Source organism: Streptomyces smyrnaeus (assembly GCF_017676345.1).
Taxonomy (GTDB): domain Bacteria; phylum Actinomycetota; class Actinomycetes; order Streptomycetales; family Streptomycetaceae; genus Streptomyces; species Streptomyces smyrnaeus.
On record NZ_JAFFZM010000008.1, the window covers coordinates 23,987 to 45,961 of the forward strand.

Annotated in this window: 16 protein-coding genes; 8 read left to right on the forward strand and 8 right to left on the reverse strand. The window is 71.1% G+C overall.

The annotated features are described in order from the left end of the window. Nucleotides 1-13 precede the first annotated feature (13 nt). The 3 genes from JW613_RS14625 to JW613_RS14635 form a co-directional block, all read right to left on the reverse strand. Complete coding sequence (locus JW613_RS14625; RefSeq protein ID WP_209211262.1) at nt 14-928, reverse strand: DNA-3-methyladenine glycosylase family protein; 915 nt, start codon at nt 926-928, stop codon at nt 14-16. Nucleotides 929-984: 56 nt separating this feature from the next. Continuing rightward, nucleotides 985-2,067, reverse strand: a complete 1,083-nt coding sequence (gene manB, locus JW613_RS14630; protein WP_209211263.1) for a mannose-1-phosphate guanylyltransferase — start codon at nt 2,065-2,067, stop codon at nt 985-987. Nucleotides 2,068-2,227: 160 nt separating this feature from the next. Next, the gene (locus JW613_RS14635) at nt 2,228-3,844 is read right to left on the reverse strand and encodes an N-acetylmuramoyl-L-alanine amidase (protein ID WP_245225688.1); all 1,617 of its coding nucleotides are present in this window, start codon (nt 3,842-3,844) and stop codon (nt 2,228-2,230) included. A gap of 79 nt (nt 3,845-3,923) precedes the next feature. Between JW613_RS14635 and JW613_RS14640 the strand changes: the two genes are divergently transcribed. From JW613_RS14640 to JW613_RS14655, 4 genes are all read left to right on the forward strand, one after another. Beyond that, complete coding sequence (locus tag JW613_RS14640) at nt 3,924-4,679, forward strand: TIGR03089 family protein (RefSeq protein WP_209211265.1); 756 nt, start codon at nt 3,924-3,926, stop codon at nt 4,677-4,679. Between the two features lie 198 nt (nt 4,680-4,877). Beyond that, nucleotides 4,878-6,029: an LCP family protein gene (locus JW613_RS14645; protein ID WP_209211266.1), complete on the forward strand. Its 1,152-nt coding sequence runs from the start codon at nt 4,878-4,880 to the stop codon at nt 6,027-6,029. Nucleotides 6,030-6,176: 147 nt separating this feature from the next. Next, nucleotides 6,177-7,997, forward strand: coding sequence for an LCP family protein (locus tag JW613_RS14650; protein WP_209211267.1), 1,821 nt, complete (start codon nt 6,177-6,179; stop codon nt 7,995-7,997). A 70-nt stretch (nt 7,998-8,067) separates the two neighbouring features. Next, nucleotides 8,068-9,837, forward strand: coding sequence for an LCP family protein (locus JW613_RS14655; protein ID WP_209211268.1), 1,770 nt, complete (start codon nt 8,068-8,070; stop codon nt 9,835-9,837). A gap of 130 nt (nt 9,838-9,967) precedes the next feature. Here the strand turns inward: JW613_RS14655 and JW613_RS14660 are convergent, their stop codons facing one another. Then, the gene (locus JW613_RS14660) at nt 9,968-11,023 is read right to left on the reverse strand and encodes a glycosyltransferase family 2 protein (protein ID WP_099886544.1); all 1,056 of its coding nucleotides are present in this window, start codon (nt 11,021-11,023) and stop codon (nt 9,968-9,970) included. A 187-nt stretch (nt 11,024-11,210) separates the two neighbouring features. Between JW613_RS14660 and JW613_RS14665 the strand changes: the two genes are divergently transcribed. Continuing rightward, on the forward strand, nt 11,211-12,653 hold the full coding sequence (locus tag JW613_RS14665) for an LCP family protein (RefSeq protein WP_245225690.1): 1,443 nt from the start codon (nt 11,211-11,213) through the stop codon (nt 12,651-12,653). 21 nt (nt 12,654-12,674) lie between these two features. On the opposite strand, the gene JW613_RS14670 is transcribed toward JW613_RS14665, so the two are convergent. Next, nucleotides 12,675-13,214 carry an acyl-CoA thioesterase gene (locus tag JW613_RS14670; RefSeq protein WP_209211269.1) on the reverse strand — a complete coding sequence of 180 codons (540 nt, stop codon included), beginning with the start codon at nt 13,212-13,214 and terminating at the stop codon, nt 12,675-12,677. Between the two features lie 187 nt (nt 13,215-13,401). On the opposite strand from JW613_RS14670, the gene JW613_RS14675 reads away from it, so the two are divergent. Next, nucleotides 13,402-14,661, forward strand: coding sequence for an LCP family protein (locus JW613_RS14675; RefSeq protein WP_209211270.1), 1,260 nt, complete (start codon nt 13,402-13,404; stop codon nt 14,659-14,661). 136 nt (nt 14,662-14,797) lie between these two features. Here JW613_RS14675 and JW613_RS14680 read toward each other — a convergent pair whose 3' ends face one another. Beyond that, nucleotides 14,798-15,181 (reverse strand): VOC family protein, encoded by a 384-nt coding sequence (locus JW613_RS14680; protein ID WP_209211271.1) that lies wholly within the window; start codon nt 15,179-15,181, stop codon nt 14,798-14,800. 116 nt (nt 15,182-15,297) lie between these two features. Here JW613_RS14680 and JW613_RS14685 point away from each other — a divergent pair, with 116 nt between their 5' ends. Next, entirely contained in the window at nt 15,298-15,846 is a 549-nt protein-coding gene (locus JW613_RS14685) for a CGNR zinc finger domain-containing protein (RefSeq protein WP_209211272.1), read from the forward strand. Between the two features lie 55 nt (nt 15,847-15,901). Here JW613_RS14685 and JW613_RS14690 read toward each other — a convergent pair whose 3' ends face one another. Then, nucleotides 15,902-17,245: a UDP-glucose dehydrogenase family protein gene (locus JW613_RS14690; protein ID WP_209211273.1), complete on the reverse strand. Its 1,344-nt coding sequence runs from the start codon at nt 17,243-17,245 to the stop codon at nt 15,902-15,904. 220 nt (nt 17,246-17,465) lie between these two features. Here JW613_RS14690 and JW613_RS14695 point away from each other — a divergent pair, with 220 nt between their 5' ends. Continuing rightward, on the forward strand, nt 17,466-18,632 hold the full coding sequence (locus tag JW613_RS14695) for an acyl-CoA dehydrogenase (protein ID WP_280635170.1): 1,167 nt from the start codon (nt 17,466-17,468) through the stop codon (nt 18,630-18,632). A gap of 64 nt (nt 18,633-18,696) precedes the next feature. On the opposite strand, the gene JW613_RS14700 is transcribed toward JW613_RS14695, so the two are convergent. Then, nucleotides 18,697-21,966 (reverse strand): amidohydrolase family protein, encoded by a 3,270-nt coding sequence (locus JW613_RS14700; protein WP_209211274.1) that lies wholly within the window; start codon nt 21,964-21,966, stop codon nt 18,697-18,699. Nucleotides 21,967-21,975 lie beyond the last annotated feature (9 nt).

Below are 21,975 nucleotides of genomic sequence, written 5' to 3' on the forward strand. Positions count from 1 at the left end.
GCGCCGGGCACCCCTACAGCGGGGCTATGTTCCCCACCGGGAAGCGGGGCTGACGGCGTGGCATGCGCGGGCCGCCCAGCAGGATGAGACGGGAGGCGCGGTGCCGCTGCCCCTCGTAGGGGGCCAGCAACTCCAGCATGCCGTCGTCGTCGGTGCCCCGTGCGCCGGTGAGCGCGTAGCCGACCAGGCGCGGCAGATGCAGATCCCCGACCGTGACGGCGTCCGGCTCCCCGTTCGAGCGCTGCAGCACCTCGGCCGCCGTCCAGGGACCGATACCGGGGATGGCCTGGAGACGGGCCAGCGCGGCGTCGAGATCCATGTGTGCCGCCTCCTCCATCCGGCCGGCCCGTTGCAGGGCGCGCAGGATGGCGGCGGAGCGCTTCTGGTCGACACCGGCGCGGTGCCACTCCCAGGAGGGGATGCGCAGCCAGTCGCGCGGGTGCGGCATCACCCACAGGTCGGGGTGCGGTCCCGGGGCGCGCTCGCCGAACCGGCGGACGAGCAGCCGCCAGGCGCGGTACGCCTCATCGGTGGTGATCTTCTGCTCCAGGACAGTGGGGATCAGCGCTTCCAGCACCCGTCCCGTGCGGATGAGGCGCAGCCCGGGGTTGCGGCGGTGCGCCTCGTGAGTGATGTCGTGGTGCGGGACGAAGGCGTCCGGGTCGTCGTGGGCGCCGAGCAGTGCGGGCAGTCCGTCCAGCAGCCACTCCGCGCCCGGCCCCCATGCCTGGGCGCACACGACGCCGTGCGTTCCACCGCGCCGTACGCACACGCCGAGCGTCGCCGGACCGTCCGGAGTGCGGGTGCCGCGCCAGATCGTGCCGCCCTCGGTGCGGTACGTCGGGTCGTGCGGCCCGCGGCGCAGCACGCGGAGGTTGCTGTGCAGGTCGTACGGGCCCGGCGGGGTCCAGGAACGGGTCAGTGACACGGGCAGCAAGCGTACGGCCCGGCTCTGACAGCAGGCCGCCCGGTCGCCGGGGGCGGCTAGCGGTCGGAGGAGAAGCGCACCGCACCGGCCGGGATGCGGGCGTGGCACCACACCCGGATGCCGCCGCGCAGTTCGTTGCCCTCGCCGATGACGGCGCCGTCACCGATGACCGCGCCGTCCAGCACGGTGTCGGCGCCGATGCGGGCACCGGCGCCGATCAGTGAGTCCCTGATGCGCGCTCCGGGTGCCACTACCGCACCGTCCAACAGTGCGCTGCCGTCGATCCGGGCACCGGCTCCGACCTCGGCTCCCGCCCCGGCGACGGTGCCACCGGTGAGCTTCGCGTCCCGCGCCACTGCTGCTCTCTCCAGTATCAGCCGCTCCCCGCATCTGCCCGGTACGGCGGGCGAGGGGGCACGGCCCAGTACGAGGTCGGCGGAGCCGCGGACGAAGGACTCCGGGGTGCCCAGGTCGAGCCAGTAGGTCGAGTCGACCATGCCGTGCAGCTCGGCCCCGGCCGCCAGCAGTCCGGGGAAGGTCTCCCGCTCCACCGAGACGGGCCGCCCGGCGGGGATGGTGTCGATGACGGAACGGGTGAAGACGTAGGCGCCCGCGTTGATCTGATCGGTGACGATCTCCTCGGGCGTCTGCGGCTTCTCCAGGAACGCAGTCACGCGTCCGGTGCTGTCCGTGGGGACGAGCCCGAAGGCACGCGGGTCACTGACCCGCGTCAGATGCAGCGAGACGTCGGCGTCGGCCCGGGTGTGCTGGTCGACCAGGGCGCGGATGTCGAGGCCGGAGAGGATGTCGCCGTTGAAGACGAGCACCGGCTCGTCGGGGCGCGAGTGGAGCCGGGAGGCGACGTTGCGGATGGCGCCGCCGGTACCGAGCGGCTCCTCCTCGGTGACGTACTCCAGATGCAGCCCCCACTGGGACCCGTCCCCGAAGTACGGCTCGAAGACCTCGGCCAGGTAGGAGGTGGCCATCACCACATGGTCGACACCCGCGGCGCGGGCCCTGGCCAGTTGGTGGCTGAGGAAGGGCACCCCGGCGGCGGGGACCATGGGCTTGGGGGTGTTCACCGTGAGCGGACGCAGCCGGGTGCCCTTGCCCCCGACCAGAAGGATCGCTTCTGTCACCTGTTGTCTCTGCTTCCTGCCGGGGTCCGCCGACCGCCCTTCGGGTGGTCGGCGGACAGTGTATGCAGACACCTGCGGACGCGTGGTCGGCCCTGTGCGCCCGTCCCCGGCAGACGCCTTCGGCGGCCGGACGGTTCACCGGCGGTCGGCGGCCCGGCGGTCAGCGGCCCTGCAGCCGGGCTGCAGCGGTGCGGATCTCGCCGAGCTTGCCGTAGAGGCGGGCGCCGGGACACTCGGTGACATACCCGTCCTTGTGCCCGGAGACCGTATGGAATCTGATCTTCCGGCCCTTCTTGAACTTTCCGCCGCCTGACTTCAGCCAGGTCTTGCCGGCCGGGTCCACTCCGAACAGGCCCAGCTTCCAGCCGGTGAGCCGGGCGATGGCGTCGACGGCACGCTTGGAGGGCTCCGTCTTGTCGTAGGAGCCGAGGACGGCGATGCCCGTGGTGTTGGTGTTGAAGCCGTAGGTGTGTGCCCCCATCACGGGCTTGGCCACGCCACCGGCCCGGCCTTCGTAGATGGTGCCGCACTTGTCGACGAGGAAGTTGTAGCCGATGTCCCGCCACTTGCTGCTCTTGACGTGGTAGCGGTACATCGCACGAATGATCGAGGGTGCCTGGCCGCACTTGTAGTGGTTCGTCATCGCGGTGTGGTGCACGAAGGCGGCCTTCACCGTCTTGGTGTAGGCGTGACCGGACTCCCGGAGCTTCTCGTCCGCGCCCCAGCCCTTACGGGTGACGATGCGCGGGCGGGGACCGACGAACGACTCGGCGGTCGGATACTGCTTCCGGGTCGCCTCCTTGGAGAGCGCGGGCAGTACGGCGGCGCCGGCCTCGGCCTGGCCGCCCGCACCCCCGGCTTCGGCTCCGGCATCCGTCCCCCCGCCGGTTCCCGGGTCCGTTCCGGCTCCGGTGTCCGTTCCGACCCCCGGATCCGTTCCGGGTCTTGTGTCCGTTCCGGGCCCTGTGTCAGCTCCAGGCCTCGTATCCGTTCCGGCTCCGGTGTCCGTTCCGGGTCCCGTCTCGGTGCCCGTGTCGGGCCCGGCGCCGGTGCCGGGCTCCGAGCCGGTTCCGGGCGCCTTGTCCGGGTCGGGTACCTGGCCCGGGTCGGGGGCCTTGTCGGCGCCGGGGCGCCGGGTCGGCTCCGCGGGCTTTGCCGGCTCTGCCGCGTCGGGCGCCTGCGAGGGGTCGGCGGTCTCGCCCGATGCCGTCCCGCCCGGCCCCGGGTCGACCAGTTCCAGACGGAGCCCCTCCGGCAGCGCCGGGTCGGCGTCCGTCCGCTCCAGCAGTACGCGGGCCTCGACGCCGTCGGAGGCACCGACCCACAGCGGGGCCGTCGCACCGCGCGCCCCTGCGCCCTCTCCGGTGCGCCCCGCGCCGCTGGGGTGGACGTCCAACTGCCGCCACGCCGACCAGCGGCCGGTGTCCGCGTCACGCGTGCGGACTTCGACGCGCCCGGGGAGCGGTTGGTCGGCGCTGTCCCAGACGACGCCGAGCAGCGAGTACGGGCGCACCGTTCGGGCGGCCAGCCGCACCGAGGTTCGCGCTTCGCCCGGGGCGCGGGTGCCGGGTGGCTCCGCTGCCGCGTCACCGAAGGAGAGCGACTGGGTGTGGCCCGGGATCTCGTCCGGGGAGGAGGCGGCGGACCGCGAGGACGGCGATGACGGGGAGGTCGGGGCGGAGGGGGACAGCGCGGCTGCCGTGGCGAGGGGAGCGAGCGGCAGCAGCAGGGCCGCCGCACTCGCGACACCGATCGATTGAGCAAGATTGGCACGCATACCCATGATCATGGGCATATGTGATCATTCCTGTCTATTGACGCACCGCCAGCTGGGCGCCCGGCGTACGCTTGCGCGGATGAACGACTCAGACCGCACCCCCGCCGACCTGCTGCGGACCGCCCTGTCCGACGACCCGTCACGTCCCCTGGTGACCTACTACGACGACGCCACGGGCGAACGTGTCGAGCTCTCGGTCGCGACGTTCGCCAACTGGGTGGCCAAGACCGCGAACCTCCTCCAGGACGAGCTCTCGGCCGAGCCCGGTGACCGGCTCGCGCTGCTGCTGCCGGTGCACTGGCAGACGGCCGTCTGGCTGCTGGCCTGCTCCTCCGTGGGTGTCGTCGCCGATCTGGGCGGGGACGCCTCGGGCGCCGATCTGGTGGTGAGCGGGCCGGACACGCTGGAGGCGGCCCGGGGCTGCTCCGGCGACCGGGTGGCGCTCAGCCTGCGCCCGATGGGCGGGCGCTTCCCGCAGCCGCCGGAGGGTTTTGTGGACTACGCGGTGGAGGTTCCGGGCCAGGGCGACCAGTTCGCACCGTATGTCCCCGTCGACCCGGACGCGCCCGCGCTGGCGCTTCCCGACGGCAGTGAGCTGACGGGTACGCAGGTGGTGGAGCGGGCGCGGGCGGACGCCGCCGCGCGCGGACTGGGGCCCGGTGGGCGGCTGTTGTCCGCACTGCCGTACGACGGCTGGGAGGGCGTCAGCGCGGGGTTGCTGGCGCCCCTGGCGGGAGGCGGTTCGGTGGTGCTCGCGCCGCGGCTGGAGCGGCTGGACGCCGCCTCGCTCGACCAGCGCAAGGAGAACGAGCGGGTCACGCACACCGTCGACTGAAGAGCGCGAGGACCGCGATCCAGGGCCTGCGGATGGCCCACGTCGCGGGTCGGTGGAGGGCGGTGCGCGGCGTGAGTCGGATGGTCCGTACAACCTTGCGAGTGGTTCGGGCGTCTGTCTTCATGACCGGCGCACCCGTACGTGTGTACGCCCTGTACTCCGTGTGCGCCGGCGTCGTCACCCGAGGGATGAACAGCCGTGACCGAAGCGGGCACCACCGAAGCCGACCCCGGCGCGTCCAGTTCGGCTTCCGTACGCCCCCGTAGGCGCCACTGGCTGCGCTGGGGCGCCCTGGGGGCCTCGGTCCTCGTGCTGGCCGTCGCGGCCACCGGCTGGTCCCTCTACCGGAAGCTGGACGGGAACATCCGAACCGACTCGGACACCGCCCAGGCGCTGGCGCCGTACGAGAAGGAGCGCCCCACTCCGGTGCGGGCGGCGGGCAAAGCACGCAACATTCTCGTCCTGGGCTCGGACAACCGCGGCGACGGCAACGGCGCCTACGGCCGCGACGAGGGCAGCCAGCGCTCGGACACGGCGATTTTGCTGCACATAGCGGCCGACGGGCGCAGTGCGACGGGGGTGTCGATACCGCGTGACCTGATGGTGGACATCCCCGACTGCCGGCGGCCGGACGGTTCATCCCGCCAGGCGCAGTTCGCGCAGTTCAACTGGGCGTTCCAGACCGGTGGCGCGGCCTGTGCGATCCGCACGGTGGAGAAGATGACCGACATCCGCGTGGATCACCATCTGGTCGTGGACTTCCAGGGCTTCAAGAAGCTGGTGGACGCGGTGGACGGGGTGGAGGTCTGCCTGGCGGAGCCGGTGCACGACCGGGAGGCGAAGCTCGATCTGCCCGCCGGACGGCAGACGCTGAACGGCGAGGACGCCCTCGGATACGTCCGCGCCCGGCACGGCCTGGGCAACGGCAGCGATACACAGCGCATCGAGCGCCAGCAAAGATTCCTGGGATCTCTGGTGAAGAAGGTGCGCAGCAACGGCGTACTGCTGAATCCCACCCGGGCGTATCCGGTGCTGGACGCGGCGACCTCGTCATTGACCGCTGATTCCGGTCTTGATTCCCTCTCCGAACTGTACGAACTGGTGCGGAGCGTGCGGGATATCCCCGAAGAGCACATCCGATTTCTCACGGTGCCCCGGCAGTCGTACAGACTGGACATCAATCGGGACGAGTTGGTGCAGCCCGCCGCCGACGAGCTCTTCACCAAGCTGCGCGAGGACCGCCCGGTACACGTCGGGGACAAGAACGCGGAGAAGAACGACGGAAAGGAGAAGCCGGACGGGGCGTACCGCGGGACAACGGCAGACGTGGACATCTGCGCGAACGAATGACGCTGGGAATGAGGCGAATTGACCGTTTCTGGGTGCACCGAATTTGTCACCAGCGTCGCTAGCCGCAGAACCTGCCGGATAGTGTGAGCGCTCCGGTCGGCCCCGGGGCGGCATCAGCAGCCGGTTCTATGGAGGACTTACGCAATCGTGGACGCGCAAGGCCGTGGGCACGCGGGAGATGTCGATCCCGCGGATCAGTGGGTGTTCAACCCGAACACCGGCAGCTACGAACTGCGACTGAACCCCGTCGCCGACGACTCGCAGAGTCGGTACGGCTCCCGCCGCACCTCCGCCCCGCGCCAGAGAAGTTCTTCCCCCGATGAGCGCACTTCCACACCTGCCGAGCCCGGCGCCGGTGAGCGTTCCGGGGGGCGCACCGGGGATCGTGTGCGCTCCCGTACCGGTGAACGCGCGAGTGAGCGGGCCGACCGCCCCGGCTCACGCTCGGCCCGGCGCGCCGAGGCCAAGCTTCCCGCCCAGCGGCGGGCCCGCGCCTCCGAGCGGTCCGGCTCGGCGGAGGGGCCGGGCAGGGGCGGCGGCCGGGGGCGCAGAAAGGCCAAACGGCAGCTCTCGGGCAAGCAGAAGGCGCTGCGCATCGGCGGCGGCGTCGTCGGTCTCGTCCTGGTGGGGGGCTGCATCGCCGGCACCGTCCTCTACCAGAAGCTCAACGGCAACATCAACAAGATCGACGTGGGGGAGAACAACCCCGCCGTCACCGACGGTCCGGTCAACATCCTGGTCATCGGCACCGACGCCCGCTCCGGCAAGGGGAACACCGGCTACGGGGACAAGGGCAGTGTCGGCCATGCGGACACCACGCTCCTCTTCCACGTCTCCGAGGACCGCTCCAACGCCACCGCGCTCTCCATCCCGCGCGACATGATCACCGACATCCCCCAGTGCGAGACCACGCTGGAGAACGGCGAGAAGAAGATCATCCCGGGTGAGCAGGGCGTGCGCTTCAACACCAGCCTCGGCCAGGCGGACCGGAACCCGAAGTGCACCTGGGACACCGTCGAGAAGCTGACCGGTGTGCAGATCCACCACTTCATGATGGCGGACTTCAACGCCGTCAAGGAGCTGTCCACGGCGATCGGCGGCGTCGAGGTCTGCACACGCAAGCCGATAAACGACCCCAAGTCGCATCTGAAGCTGAAGGCGGGCAAGCACGTCGTCGAGGGCGAGCAGGCCCTCGCATTCGTACGGACCCGGCACGCGGTCGGCTTCGGCAGCGACCTGGACCGGATCAAGCTGCAGCAGCAGTTCCTCAGCTCGATGATCCGCAAGATGAAGTCCAGCGGCACGCTGACCAGCCCCTCCAAGCTGTTCAAACTGAGCAACGCCGCGACCAAGGCGCTGACGGTGGACACCGGGATCGGCAGCGTCAAGAAGCTGATGGACCTGGCGAACGACCTCAAGCGCGTGAACATCAAGAACATCACCTTCGCCACGGTCCCGGTCGTCGACAACCCGAACGACCCGGCCACGGTGGTGCTCAACCGCCAGAAGGCCGAGCCGCTGTTCGAGATGGTCCGCGAGGACAAGTCGCTGACCGGGAAGAACAAGAAGAAGAAGGCGGACAAGCCGAAGGCGAAGAAGGCTCCGGCCTCCGAGGTGAACGTCTCCATCCTGAACGGCGGCGGCCCCTCGGGTGCGGCGGCGACAACGGCGGACTGGCTGCTCAACAGGGGCGTGGGGCAGGCGGCGTCCGGCGGCAACGCGGCGCAGCAGCTGTCCAAGACCCGGCTGGAGTTCCCCCCGTCGCAGGAGGGTGAGGCGGCCAGGCTGGCGGACATGCTCAAGCTGCCGGCCTCGGCGCTGAAGAAGACCGAGGACTCGGGATCGAGCATGACGCTGACGCTCGGCAAGGACTTCTCCGAGCCGGGCAAGTCACCGGGCGCTCCCGACAAGGCGCCTTCCGGGGTCGACAAGGTCCGTGCCAATGACAAGAACGTGTGTGCGAAGTGATTTCTACCCCTCCGGTACGTCCCGCCAGGCGCCCGGGGGCAGCACAACCTGAACATCTCGGGGAGGTCCCGTGCGGCAGAACGACACCGGCGGCGGCAGGGAGGCGCAGCGCGGCGCCCCCACCGCCGCCGACCGCGGCTGGGACGAAAGCCTGTACGGGGCCCACCCGGCAGAGCGGGACCCGAGCCCCGAGAGCGCATCCGGTGCGGCGTCCGCACCCCTGGATACGCCCGGCGCCGACGGCGGCCGGGGCCGCCGCGGACAGCGCGGGAGCGAGAAGACAAGCGGGGCGGGAAACAGAGCCGGCCGGGGCGGCGGAGGCGGGGCAGCGGTGAGCCGTGCCAAGCGGCCGAGCCGGGGCAAACGCGCGCTGCGCTGGTCCGCGGTCGTCCTCGCGGTGCTCATACTCGGCACGGCGGGAGCGGGCTACCTCTACTACCAGCACCTCAACAGCAACCTCGACAAGGACGAGCTGAACCTCGGGGACAACAAGCTCCACCGCTCCGACCCCAACGCCGCCGGACAGCGGCCGATGAACATCCTGCTGCTGGGCTCCGACTCACGCGCCTCCGAGGAGAACGTACGGCTCGGCGGCTCCCGCGCCGACCGCGACCGGCCGCCGCTGGCGGACGTACAGATGCTGCTGCACGTCTCCGCCGACCGCAGCAACATGTCGGTCATCTCCGTACCGCGAGACACCAGGACGACGATCCCCAAGTGCACCGACCCGGACGACGGGAAGGTCTATCCGGCGACCACCGACAAGATCAACACCAGCCTGCAGCACGGCGGCCCCGGGTGCACCGTGGCCACCTGGGAAGAGATGACCGGCATCCCGATCGATCACTTCATGATGATCGACTTCTCAGGCGTGGTCTCCATGGCCGACGCGGTCGGCGGTGTCCCGGTCTGCGTCAAGGAGAACGTGCACGACCCGAAGTCGAAACTGAAACTGAAGAAGGGCACCTCCGTCATCAAGGGCGAGCAGGCCCTCAGCTGGCTGCGCACCCGGCACGGCTTCGGCGACGGTACGGACATAGGGCGTGCCAAGGCGCAGCACATGTACATGAACGCGATGGTGCGCCAGCTCAAGGCGGGCACCAAGCTGACCGACCCGGGCAAGCTGCGCGATCTGGCGGAGGCCGCCACCAAGGCGCTCACCGTCGACAAGGGCATCGGCTCGGTCAAGAAGCTCTACGACCTTGGCAACGATCTCAAGCAGGTGCCGACCAAGCGCATCACCATGGCCACCATGCCGTGGGAGTACGGTCCCGGCGGCAGCTATGTGGTGCCCAAGGAGGGCGACGCGGACAAGGTCTTCTCCCTGGTGCGCAACGACGTGGCGCTCGACGGCAAGGACAAGAAGAAGGCCGAGGCCAGCAAGTCGGCGCAGCCCACCGAGCCGTCGCAGCCGAAGGCCGAGATCCCGATCAGCGTGATGAACGGAACCGGCACCGCGCTCCAGCGGCCGGTCACCGGCCGGGCGAGCGTCATCGCGGGCGCGCTGGCCAACAAGGGCTTCCGCCAGGCCACCGCCGACCAGACGCCCCAGTCGCGCGCCGACACCACCATCAGCTATCCGCGTGAGGAACAGCGCGGTGACGCGCTGGCCGTCGCCAAGGCGCTCGGCATCCCGGAGCGGCTGGTCAAGCACTCCGCGGGCGTGCAGCGGGTCACCCTCATCATCGGGGCCGACTGGCGTGAGGGGCCGAGCTATCCCAAGGGAGACAGCGGCGCGGACGGCAAGAAGGACGACCAGAAGGCGCCCGACAGCGCGGACGCGCTGCGGGGCGACAACAAGAAGGCGTGCATGGACGTCAACCCGAACTACACGTGGTGAGGCGCTGACGCCGCCCGCGGCGGGTGACGCGGCTGAACGCGTAGGACGCAACTGAACGCGTAAGGGGCGCCCTCCCAGGGAGGGCGCCCCTTACATACGTTCGTCCGCCGCCGGTGCGCTCCGGCTGCCGCTACTGCGTGGCCGGCACCGGCGCCCGCCGGCTCGCGATGACCTTGCGGGCCAGCTTCTTCGGGCTGGTCAGGAAACCCCACCCCCACGACATGTGCATGGTGGCGAGCGCGACGGGGATCTGGGCGCGGGCCTTCAGCGACAGCCCCCGGCCCGCGGGCAGCGAGCCGGCGACGATGGCCGCCAGATAGCCGCCGGGCACCACCAGCCCCCACGGGGTGACGGCGACGCCCACCACCAGGCCGGCCGCGATGGCGCACACGGCGGCCGGCGGTGCCAGATAGCGCAGATTGATGGACCCGGCGTGGTAGCGGGCCACGACGTGCCGCCAGCGGCCGTAGTTGCGGTACTGCTTGGCCAGCGCGCGCACGCTGGGCCGGGGCCGGTAGGAGACCCGCAGTTCGGGCGAGAACCAGATCAGCCCGCCCGCCTCGCGGATGCGGAAGTTCAACTCCCAGTCCTGGGCGCGGATGAACTCCTCGTTGTAGCCGCCCTGCTGCTCCAACACCTCGCGGCGGAAGACACCCAGATAGACCGTCTCGGCCTCGCCGGCGGTGCCGCCGGTGTGGAAGGCGGCGTTTCCCACACCGATCTTCGAGGTCATCGCCGCCGCGACGGCGTGCTCCCAGGCGTTCTCGCCCTCGGCGTGCATGATGCCGCCGACATTGGCGGCGCCGGTCTCCTCCAGCAGCCGCACGGCCGTGGCGATGTAGTCGGCGGAGAGCATCCCGTGCCCGTCGACACGCACCACCACCGGATGCCGGGACGCCTTGATCGCGGCGTTCAGCCCGGCCGGGGTACGGCCGGTGGGGTTGGGCACCGTGTGCACGCGGGGGTCCTCGGCGACCAGCTCGGCGGCGATCTCGTCCGTACGGTCCGTGGAGGGCCCCAGCGCGATGACCACCTCCAGCTCGCCGTCGTAGCGCTGCTGCAGGATGTGCCGCACGGAGCTGCGCAGATGCCGTTCCTCGTTGAGGACCGGCATGATCACGGAGACGGGAGGCTGGGCTGCGTCCGGGGGGGAGTCCGGGGAAGGACGTCGGTTCTCGCGAGTCACGGCGCTCACGTTACCGCGATCGGGCGAACGGTCCGTACGCCCGCGCCCCTCCTGGGGCCGGTCCCGGGACGGGACGGCGTGTACGCACGATCCGGAGATCGTACCGGCATACAGTGTGGGAACTTCAAGTCACCGTATTGTCACCCTAAGTACTTTCTCTGTTCGTCTCTGCGGAAGGCGGCCACTCTTGCCTCGACGCGCCTCCTCCCCCCACAACGGCCCACGCCGACGCCGTCAGGGCCCGCGCTGGGGCCTGCGGATCGCCACGGGCACCTCCGTGCTGCTGCTGGCCGCCGGTGGCGTCGGGCACGCGATGGTGACAGGACTGAGTTCGGACGTGCGCAGGGTCGACCCGTTCGACGGACTGGACACCGACAGCCGCCCCAAGGACGACAACGGCGTCAACTTCCTCGTCGTCGGCACCGACCGCAGAGACGGGCTCTCGGCCACCCAGAAGGAGCGCTACAACCTGGGCGGCTCGGCCTGCGACTGCACGGACACGATGCTGCTGGTCCACCTCTCCGGCGACCGGGAGCGCGCCACGGTCGTCAGCCTGCCGCGCGACACCTACACAAAACTGCCGCCGCACAAGGACCGCACCACCGGCAAGCGGGTGGCCGAGCGACCCGCCAAGCTGAACGCCGCCTACACGGCGGGCGGCGCCCCCTTGACCGTGCGGACCGTGGAGAAGCTCACGCGCGTCCATGTCGACCACTACCTGGAGGTCGATTTCACCAGCTTCATGAGCACCGTGGACGTGCTGGGCGGCGTGCCGGTCTGTACGACCAAGCCGCTCAAGGACAGCTACTCGGGTCTCGACCTGCCCAAGGGCACCACCAAGCTGAACGGCGGACAGGCACTGCAGTACGTCCGGGCGCGGCATCTGGACGGCGGCTCGGACCTGAGCCGGATGAAGCGGCAGCAGCACTTCCTCGCCTCGGTGATGTCGCGGGCCACCGACACCGGGGTGCTGATGAACCCGGTGCGCTTCAACAAGGTGGCAGCGACCCTGCTGGAGTCGGTGCGCGCCGACCAGGGATTCGGCACCGAGCAGATGATGGCCCTCGGTCAGGCGATGCGCGGCTTCAGCCCGGCGTCCTCGGAGTTCGCCTCCGTACCGCTGGCCGACACCGACCACCGGGTGCCCGGCCTGGGCTCGACCGTCAAATGGGACGAGCGCAAGGCGGCCAAGCTGTTCGCGGCGCTGCGCGAGGACCGTCCGCTGTCCGGGCCGACCGAGCCGAAGCGGGGCGGACCCCCGCAGGTCGAGGTCGCCCCGCGCAACATCAAGGTGGAGGTGGCCAATGCCACGGGCCGCCAAGGGCTCGGTGCGCGGATCGACCGGCAGCTGCGCGGCACCGGCTTCGCCACCGCCGGGGTCGCCACCAACGCTCCGCGCGCCGACCGCCCCCGGACGACCATCACCTACGACCCCCGCTGGAACCGTTCCGCCCGCTCTTTGGCCGCAGCGCTTCCCGGAGCCGAACTGGTGAAGGCCGAGCGCCGGGGCGCACGGATGAAGGTGACGATCGGTGACCCGGACCAACGGGTGCGCCGGGTCGAGCCCCCGGAGGTGGACAGCTCCCCGGGCGAGGCACCCATGCGGGGGGACGAGGTGGACTGCGAGTAGCCGTCCGCCCGGGTGCGGGTGCTACTGGTCGGGGCGCTGTTCGCGCAGCTCCCTGATGGCCCGGCGCCGGGCGAGCCGGTGCGTACGCCTGATCTGCGCCTCCTGGAACCGCCGGTGGTCCCGCTCGGTCTCCGGGAGCACCGGCGGCACCGAGCGCGGCTTGCCCTCCTCGTCGACCGCGGCGAAGACCAGATAGGCCGATCCGACCTGCTGTGCGGGGGTCGACTCGTTCCAGCGCTCGGCCATGACGCGTACGCCCACCTCCATGGAGGTGCGGCCCGTCCAGTTGCACTGCGCGTGGACGTGGACGAGATCGCCGACGCGGACCGGTGAGAGGAACGCCATCTCGTCCATGGACGCCGTTACCGCGGGCCCCGACGAGTGACGGCCGGCGACCGCCCCGGCCGCGTCGTCCACCAGCTTCATGATCACGCCACCGTGGACGGTACCGAGGAGGTTGGTGTCGGCCGCCGTCATGATGTGCGACAGCGTCGTGCGAGACGCCGATGTCGGCTTTCCGGGAAGGTCGTCCCCTGCCGACTGAGGGCCCTGATCAGACATGACACCACCATAAGCGGACGGCTCCGGGCCCCGTGCTCCGCCGAGGTCGGGCCGCCCCGCTCCCCGCCCCGCGCCGCCTGGGGAAGCCCCGCAGACCGCGGCAATTTGCATCAGAACTGCTACAGCCTGACCCCGAAGTGGTACCCGCCCTGTGTTCCTCCCCTCCAGGGCAGGCACACTGCGGGGCATGAATCAGTGGCCCGATAGCTCGCGGGGCCGGGAAGGTCGTGGCAGCGGCGCGTCCCGTCCCGACCCCACACGTGTCATGCCCCATACATCGGCCCCGGGCGTCCCTCCGCAGAGCCGGGGCCCGGGCCAGGGGTCCGGCTACGGCGGGGGGCCCGGATACGACGCGGGCTACGGAAGGCCGCACGACGGGTACGACTCCGGCTACAACGAGGGCCAGGTCTACGGAGGCGGCCGGGGCGGCGACCGCGGCGACTACGGCGGCCGGCCACGACCGGACTGGCGCCGCCGTACCAAGTGGACACTGATCACGCTGGTCGTCGTGGTGCTGGCCTGGTCGATCGGCACCTACTTCTGGGCCGACTCCAAGCTGCGCCGGGAGGTGGACCTCAGCATCGTCGAGGACCGCCCCGAGGCCGGGGACGGCACCAACTACCTCATCGTCGGCTCGGACAGTCGCGAGGGCATGAGCGACGAGGAGAAGAAGGAGCTCCACACCGGCGGGCCCACGGACGAGGGCCGCACCGACTCGATCATGATTCTGCACGTGGGCAGCAACGGGAACACCATGATCTCGCTGCCGCGCGACTCGAACGTCGAGGTTCCGTCCTACACCGGCTCGGAGTCCGGCAAGCACTACCCCGCGCAGGGCCGCCAGACGAAGATCAACGCCACCTACGCCGAGGACGGGCCCGAGCTGCTCGTCCGTACGGTCGAGCACAACACCGGGCTGAAGATCGACCACTACGCGGAGATCGGCTTCGGCGGCTTCGCGAAGATCGTGGACGCGGTCGGCGGCGTCGAGATGGACATCCCGCGCGACATCAAGGACGAGAAGTCCGGCGCCGACCTGCAGAAGGGCAAGCAGACCCTCGACGGCCGGCAGGCGCTCGCGTTCGTCCGCACCCGTTACGCGCTGCCCGGCAGCGACCTGGACCGCACCAAGAACCAGCAGAAGTTCCTCTCGGCGCTGGCGAACCAGACCGCGACTCCGAGCACCGTCCTCAACCCGTTCAAGCTCTACCCGACGATGGGCGCCGGCCTGGACACCCTCAAGGTGGACAAGGACATGAGCCTGTGGAACGTCGCCTCGATGTTCTGGGCCATGAAGGGCGTCTCCGGCGGCGACGGCAAGTCCATGAACATGCCGATCGCCGGCAACGCCCCGAACGGCAACCTCCAGTGGGACAAGGCCAAGGTCAAGAAGTTGGTCAGCCAGCTCAACAACGACGAGAAGGTGACCGTGACCTCCGACCGCTGACCTCCAAGCGCTGCGGTGCCGGCCGCCGACACGCCAGGCGCCGAGGCGTGCCGGTGAGCCGAGCGGAGCCGAGAACCGAGGCCGGGCCCTGGACAGGGCCCGGCCTCGGTGTTTCCGCCCGCCGCTGCCGTTCGGCTCAGCGGTCGACCAGACAGAGGCAGAAGGGGTGCCCGGCCGGGTCGAGATAGACGCGGAAATCCCGGGCGCCGTCCCCGTCGTCCTGCAGGAGGCGTGCGCCCAGCGCCAGTGCCTCCTGTTCGGCCTCCTCGATCCGGGACGGCGGTACGTCCAGATCGAGGTGGAACTGCTGCGAGTGCTCCTCGCTCGGCCACTGCGGCGGGACGAACCCCGGCGCCTGCTGGAACGCCAGCCGCCGCCGGCCGTCCTCGTCGAGCACCTCCGTCCACGAGCTGTCGCTCTCCGGGTCCACCTTCCAGCCCAGCAGCTGCGCGTAGAACTCCGCCAGACGCCGGGTGTCGGGGCAGTCCAGTACGACTACGCCCATCTTGGGGATGGCCATCGTGAATCCTCTCGGTTGCTCGCCGTCGACCACCGATCGGCCGTTACCGGTACCAGGCCTCAAGTGGTAACGGTCGGGTTACCACATGATGGACGAATACCGGTAACGTCACAAGGGTGGGAGACAGACAGGCGCCGGAACCACTCCTTCTGGTGCAGGAGTTGGTGAACACGCTCGACATCGAGACCGGCAAGGACCAGCTCGCCACCCCGGAGGGCCTGGCCCGGTTCCTCAGCGACCACGGGTTGACGCGCTTGCGGCTGGGCAAACCCGACCTGGCAGGCCTGCGGGAGCTCCGCGAGGCGCTGCGTGCCGCCTGTCTGGCCCACACCAGCGGTGCACCGGTACCGCCGGAGGCCGCCGAAACGCTGGAGCGGCACCTGGGCGCGGCACCGCTGGCCCTGCGGATCGAGGCGCGGGGCGAGGCCGCGCTGGAGGCGGCACCCGGCCTCACGGGGCTGCCCGCTCTGACGGCCCACCTCGCCGCCCGCATCGCCACCGCGGCGGGCGACGGCAGCTGGCAGCGCCTGAAGGCCTGCGAGACACACGACTGCCAGTGGGTCTACTACGACCGCAGCCCGGCCGGCCGCAGCCGCTGGTGCACCATGGCCGTGTGCGGCAGCCGCGCCAAGATGCGCACCTATCGGGCACGCCGCGCCCGATAGCAGGCCGGAGGGGCCCGCCGCCTGCGGCTACGAGGCTACGGGCGGGCGGCCGGGGTCACAGCGTCGGCCGCCCCAGAGCGCGGAACGTCCAGCCGGCCTTGCGCCACAGCGCCGGGTCCAGCGTGTTGCGGCCGTCGAGGATGTGGCGGGTGGCGACGACGTCACCGAGCCCGGCCGGGTCCAGCTCCTTGAACTCCGACCACTCCGTCAGATGCAGCACGACATCGGCCCCGCGGGCGGCGTCCAGGGCGCTGTCCGCGTAGCCCAGCGTGGGGAAGACGGCCCGCGCGTTCTCCATGCCCTTCGGGTCGTACACCGTCACCTGCGCGCCCTGCAGATGCAGCTGGCCGGCGACGTTGAGTGCGGGCGAGTCCCGTACGTCGTCGGAATCGGGCTTGAACGTGGCGCCCAGGACGGCGATGCGCTTGCCCAGCAGCGCGCCGCCCAGCGCATCGCGCGCCAGCTCGACCATCTGGGCACGGCGGCGCATGTTGATGGAGTCCACCTCGCGCAGGAAGGACAGCGCCTCGGAGGCGCCCAGCTCACCGGCGCGGGCCATGAAGGCGCGGATGTCCTTGGGCAGACAGCCGCCGCCGAAGCCGATTCCGGCCCGGAGGAACTTGCGGCCGATGCGGTCGTCGTGGCCGATGGCCTCGGCGAGCTTCACCACGTCACCGCCCGCCGCCTCGCAGACCTCGGCCATGGCGTTGATGAAGGAGATCTTGGTGGCGAGGAACGAGTTGGCGGAGGTCTTGACCAGTTCGGCCGTCGGGAAGTCGGTGACCAGGAACGGGGTGCCCTCGGCGATGGGCCGCGCATACACCTCGCGCAGCAGCCCTTCGCCGCGCGGCCCGCCGACCCCGACGACGATGCGGTCGGGGTGGAGGGTGTCCTTGACGGCGAAGCTCTCCCGCAGGAACTCCGGGTTCCAGGCCAGCTCGGCCTCGTCCCCGGCGGGCGCCAGCTCGGCGATCCGGGCCGCGAGCCGCTCCGCACTGCCGACCGGGACGGTGGACTTGCCGACGACGAGCGCGGGCTGGTGCAGATGCGGCGCGAGGGAGTCGACGGCCCGGTCGACGTAGCTCATGTCGGCGGCGAACTCACCGTGCTTCTGCGGGGTGTTGACGCACAGGAAGTGGACGTCGCCGAAGGCGCCGACCTCCTCCCAGGAGTCGGTGAAGCGCAGCCGCCCGGTGGAGCCCTCCACGCCGGCGACGTGTGCGCGCAGCAGCTCCTCCAGTCCCGGCTCGAACATGGGGGCCTGCCCCTGCTCAAGCTTGCGCATCTTCTCCGGGACCACGTCCAGCCCCAGCACCTCGAAGCCCAGCTCGGCCATGGCGGCCGCGTGGGTGGCGCCGAGGTAGCCGAGGCCAATCACGGTGATCTTGGGCGAGGCCATGCGGATAGCTCCTTGTGACGGCAGAACGCTGTCCGCGAGCATAACGGGACCGCTCCTGTCGTGAACCTCACGTACCCCCAGGGAGCCCTCGGCCACTAAAATCAGTGTTACTTAACGGTAATTAGCAGTGCCGGGTCACTCGGCAACCAAGCACCCAGGCAACCCCCAGCGAGCCCGGCAGCCCCAGGCCTTGGCGGGCTCGGCGAAGGAGTGAGACACCTTGGCGTCTGATTTCGACCTCTACCGGCCGTCCGAGGAGCACGAGATGCTCCGCGACTCGGTGCGCGCGCTCGCCGAGGCGAAGATCGCCCCGTACGCCGCCGAGGTGGACGAGGAGGCGCGGTTCCCGCAGGAGGCGCTGGACGCGCTGGTGGCCAACGACCTGCACGCGGTGCACGTACCGGAGGCGTACGGCGGTGCCGGCGCCGACGCGCTGGCCACCGTGATCGTCATCGAGGAGGTCGCCCGGGTCTGCGGCTCCTCCTCCCTCATCCCGGCCGTCAACAAGCTCGGGTCGCTGCCGGTGATCCTCTCCGCCTCCGAGGAGCTCAAGAAGCGCTATCTGGCGCCGCTGGCCAAGGGCGACGCGATGTTCTCGTACTGCCTGAGCGAACCGGACGCCGGCTCGGACGCGGGCGGTATGAAGACCAAGGCCGTACGCGACGGGGACAGCTGGGTGCTCAACGGCGTCAAGCGCTGGATCACCAACGCCGGGGTCTCCGACTACTACACGGTGATGGCCGTCACCGACCCGGACAAGCGCACCAAGGGCATCTCCGCGTTCGTGGTGGAGAAGGACGACGAGGGCGTCTCCTTCGGCGCCCCGGAGAAGAAGCTGGGCATCAAGGGCTCCCCCACGCGCGAGGTCTATCTGGACAACGTGCGCATCCCGGCCGACCGGATGATCGGCGCCGAGGGCACCGGCTTCGCCACCGCCATGCAGACCCTGGACCACACCCGTATCACCATCGCCGCGCAGGCTCTCGGCATCGCACAGGGTGCCCTGGACTACGCCAAGGGGTATGTGCAGGAGCGCAAGCAGTTCGGCAAGCCCATCGGCGACTTCCAGGGCGTGCAGTTCATGCTTGCCGACATGGCCATGAAGATCGAGGCGGCCCGGCAGCTCACCTACGCGGCTGCCGCACGCTCCGAGCGGGTCTCGGAGGGCAGCGAGAAGGAGGACCTGACCTTCTTCGGCGCCGCCGCCAAGTGCTACGCCTCGGACGCCGCCATGGAGATCACCACCGACGCCGTCCAGCTGCTCGGCGGCTACGGCTACACCCGTGACTACCCGGTCGAGCGGATGATGCGGGACGCGAAGATCACCCAGATCTACGAGGGCACCAACCAGGTCCAGCGCATCGTGATGGCGAGGAACCTGCCGTAACGGCGCAGCGCACGCATCGGAGGGCCGGCGTCCTGGGACGCCGGCCCTCAGGCATGCTGGTGGCTCAGTGCCCCATGTCGCAGCAGCCGTCCCGGCGCAGCTGGCTGCTCACCTGCCGCCAGTGCGACTGCCGCCCCTCGCCGTGGGCGCGGGTCCGCTCGGCGCCGTAGGCGTCGACCAGCTCCTTCTGTTCGTACGGGACGCCGCCGCGTACGACCGTCACCGTGCGCACCAGGGAGTCGAAGTCGGTCAGCGGGTTGCCGTCCACCAGGGTGAGGTCCGCCAGCTTGCCCTCCTCCACGGTGCCCAGCTCGCGCTCGGCGCCGAAGACCTTGGCGGGCAGCACGGTCGCCGTACGCAGCGCCTCGTGCGGCTTGAGCCCGGCCCGGTGCAGTGCGCGCAGCGCCAGGTGGAGGTGGAGCCCGACCGGCACCAGCGGCTGGTCGGTGCCGAGCGCCACATAGCCGCCCGCGGCCAGCACGCGCCGGTAGACGGCCGTCTCCACCTCGAGGGTGGCCAGCTCGTCCTTCGTGGGCGAGGTGGCCGCCCGCTCCCGTACGGCCTGCACGTCCCACGGAGGCAGCAGCCGGGTCACCCGCTCGTCCTCGGCCAGCTCCGGATGGGAGCCCAGCAGCGGGAGGGCGGTGAAGGGCGTGGCGACCAGGTGGAAGTCGCCCGGCGTGGAGTAGATGCCGACGACGTCCTCGTAGGCGCGCCCGGTGGCGGTAGTGGCATGGCCGAACTCCAGCCGCTGGGTGGCCTGCAGGTGGGTCGTCAGATCCTGGCCGACCTGGACGCCGGGGGTGCACAGGTGGCTGCCGGAGCGGACCTGGAGCTCTTCGTGGGCGTAGCGGGCCGCCTGGCGCATCGCCGTGGCGGGTGCGCGTACATACGTCTTGACGAAGTCCCAGTCGAGCGCTCCCGCACGCTCCAGGGAACGCCGCAGCCCGTCCGCCGTGCGGTGGGCCCTGCCCATGCTGTAGGCGACGCGGGCACCGTCCAGCAGTTCGCCGGTGGCCAGCAGCCGCGGGCCCGCCAGCTTTCCGGCGGCCACCGCCTCGCGCAGCCGCGCCTGTTCGTAGGCGAAGCCGCCGAAGGAGACCGCGGTGGTGATGCCGTAGGCGAGCTGGGCGACGGTCTGTCTGCCGCCGTAGGTCGTCTGCCAGGGGTGTGTATGGGTGTCCCACAGGCCCGGCAGCACCGTCAGCCCGGAGGCGTCCAGCCGGCGCTCGGCGCGGCGGCCCGCGCGGTGCGGGGAGATCTCGGCGATCCGGCCGTCCCGCAGCACCAGATCGACGTCCTCGACCACGCCGTCCCCGGTGCCGTCCCACAGCCGTCCGGCGTGGACGACGGTCTGCTTGGGCGCGGGCCGCCGCCAGGACATCTCCAGCCGGACGGTACGCGCCTTCCCGCCCTTGACCTGGCGCAGTCGCAGCTTGCCCGCGGACAGATACAGCAGGGTGCCGGAGTCGCCGGACCAGGAGGGGTGGTCGGCGCTCTCGTCGGACAGCCGCCGCGCCTCCCCCGCCGGGCTGCCGTCCTTCCCCACGGGCAGCACCCACAGCGCCGACTCGGACACGGCCGCCATCCACTTCCCGTCGGGCGACCAGACGGGCCCGGCGGCGTAGCGGTCGGCGAGCGAGGCGTGCGGCGCCAGCGGGTGCAGGGCCTCCTCGCCGCTGTCGGTGTCGAGGACGCGGATGAGGTTGTAGCCCTCGCGGAAGCGGTGGTTGAGCCGGTTACGGTCGCACAGTGCCAGTCGGCGGCCGTCCGGCGACCAGGAGGGCGGACCGGGGAGGCCACCGCCGCCCAGCGGCCCGGCCAGCGTGCGCTCCCGGCCGCTGTCCAGATCCTTGACGAGCACATTGCCCGCCATGTCCAGGCAGGCCAGCTTGTCGCCGTCCGGGGACAGCGCCCCGAAGACGCGGCCACCGGCGGCGAGTTCCTTGTCCTTCCCCGAGTCGAGTTCTCTGCGGCGCACGGCCGGCAGCCCGTCGCGGTCGTCGCTGTAGAGCAGTGCTTCGCCGTCCCTGGAGAAGGAGGGCGCGCAGATGTAGCGGGACTCGGAGGCCTCGACGAGTTTGCGTGGGCGGCCCCGGCCGTCGGTGCGGGCCAGCCAGAGCGCGTTGAGGGCGACGTAGGCGACGTGTTCGCCGTCCGGGGAGAGGACGGGCTGCTGCACACCGCGCACCCGGTGTCTGCCGGGCGCCTCGAAGCCGTAGTCCTTGACGCGGTAGCGGGGGCGCTGGGTGGGGAGTTCGGCGGTGAAGTCGATGCGCTCGACCGACTCGGGGCGGGCCGGGCGCAGCAGCCGGAAGGTTCCGGAGACGGTCAGCAGCAGCGTCTCGCGGTCGGCCCAGCGGGGCGGCACCGGCGCCAGGTCGCCGTCGACCCGTACCGCCTCGCCGTCCACCACCAGGGTGCAGGACGCCTTGGGCGCGGCGGTGGTGCGCAGATAGGCGACCTTGCCGGCGGGCGAGACGGCGGGCGTCATCAGGGCGACGCCCTCGGTCGGGTCCTCGTGCTCGGTGCGGACGTCCCCGGAACCGTCGGCCGCGACGGAGACGAGGGTGCGCGCCCGCAGCTGCGGGCCGGACTCCCCCTCGATCACGCTGCCGCGCACGCACAGCACCCGCTCGCCGTCGGGCGACCAGGTGGGGTCGAAGTCCTCCCAGTCGCCGCCCTGGAGCGGCCCTTCCTGCCCTTTCCTGCCGGTGAGGCGGGTCAGTTCACCGCTGCGTACGTCCAGCACCCAGATGCGGTACGGGCTGCCCTTGACCGGGTCGCCCTCGCGCTCGGAGGCGAACGCGATGCGGGTGCCGTCCGGCGACCAGGAGGGGCCGCGGTCGTCCCAGGGCCCGTCGGTGCGCTGTTGGAGGCCGGAGCCGTCCGGGCGCAGGGTCCAGATGTGGAAGCCGCCGTCGTGGTAGGCGCACACGGCGACCGTCTTGCCGTCGGGGGCCAGCACGGGCCGGGTGGGCTCCAGTCCCGGGGCGCTGAGCGCACGCGCCGCGCCACCCGAACGGGGGATGGACCAGAGGATGTTCTGCATCTCCGCGATCATCCGGTCGCTGCCGGGTACCAGCGTGGCGGCGCCGTTGGTGGCGGCGGAGAAGGAGACGGTGCGGGCCTTGGTGGCGGCCTGCGCGGGGGCGGCGGTCGGCGTCGGTGCGGCGGCTGCCGGTGCGGTGAGGGCCGTGCCCGAGACGGCGAGGGCGCCGCCCGCGGCGGCGGACGCCTGGAGGAGGCGGCGCCGGGCGAGGGCGCCGGGGGAATCGGAAGGGGTGGAAGTTGCTGGGGTGGGGTGCGAGCCGGACGATTCCGAAGTGGCCAATGGTCCTCC

Excerpts from the sequence above, each read along its gene's own strand:
- JW613_RS14680 (WP_209211271.1), bottom strand. The coding sequence starts at position 15,181 with ATGGCCATCCCCAAGATGGGCGTAGTCGTACTGGACTGCCCCGACACC.
- JW613_RS14640 (WP_209211265.1), top strand. The coding sequence starts at position 3,924 with ATGAACGACTCAGACCGCACCCCCGCCGACCTGCTGCGGACCGCCCTG.
- JW613_RS14670 (WP_209211269.1), bottom strand. The coding sequence starts at position 13,214 with ATGTCTGATCAGGGCCCTCAGTCGGCAGGGGACGACCTTCCCGGAAAG.
- JW613_RS14675 (WP_209211270.1), top strand. The coding sequence starts at position 13,402 with ATGAATCAGTGGCCCGATAGCTCGCGGGGCCGGGAAGGTCGTGGCAGC.
- JW613_RS14690 (WP_209211273.1), bottom strand. The coding sequence starts at position 17,245 with ATGGCCTCGCCCAAGATCACCGTGATTGGCCTCGGCTACCTCGGCGCC.
- JW613_RS14635 (WP_245225688.1), bottom strand. The coding sequence starts at position 3,844 with ATGCGTGCCAATCTTGCTCAATCGATCGGTGTCGCGAGTGCGGCGGCC.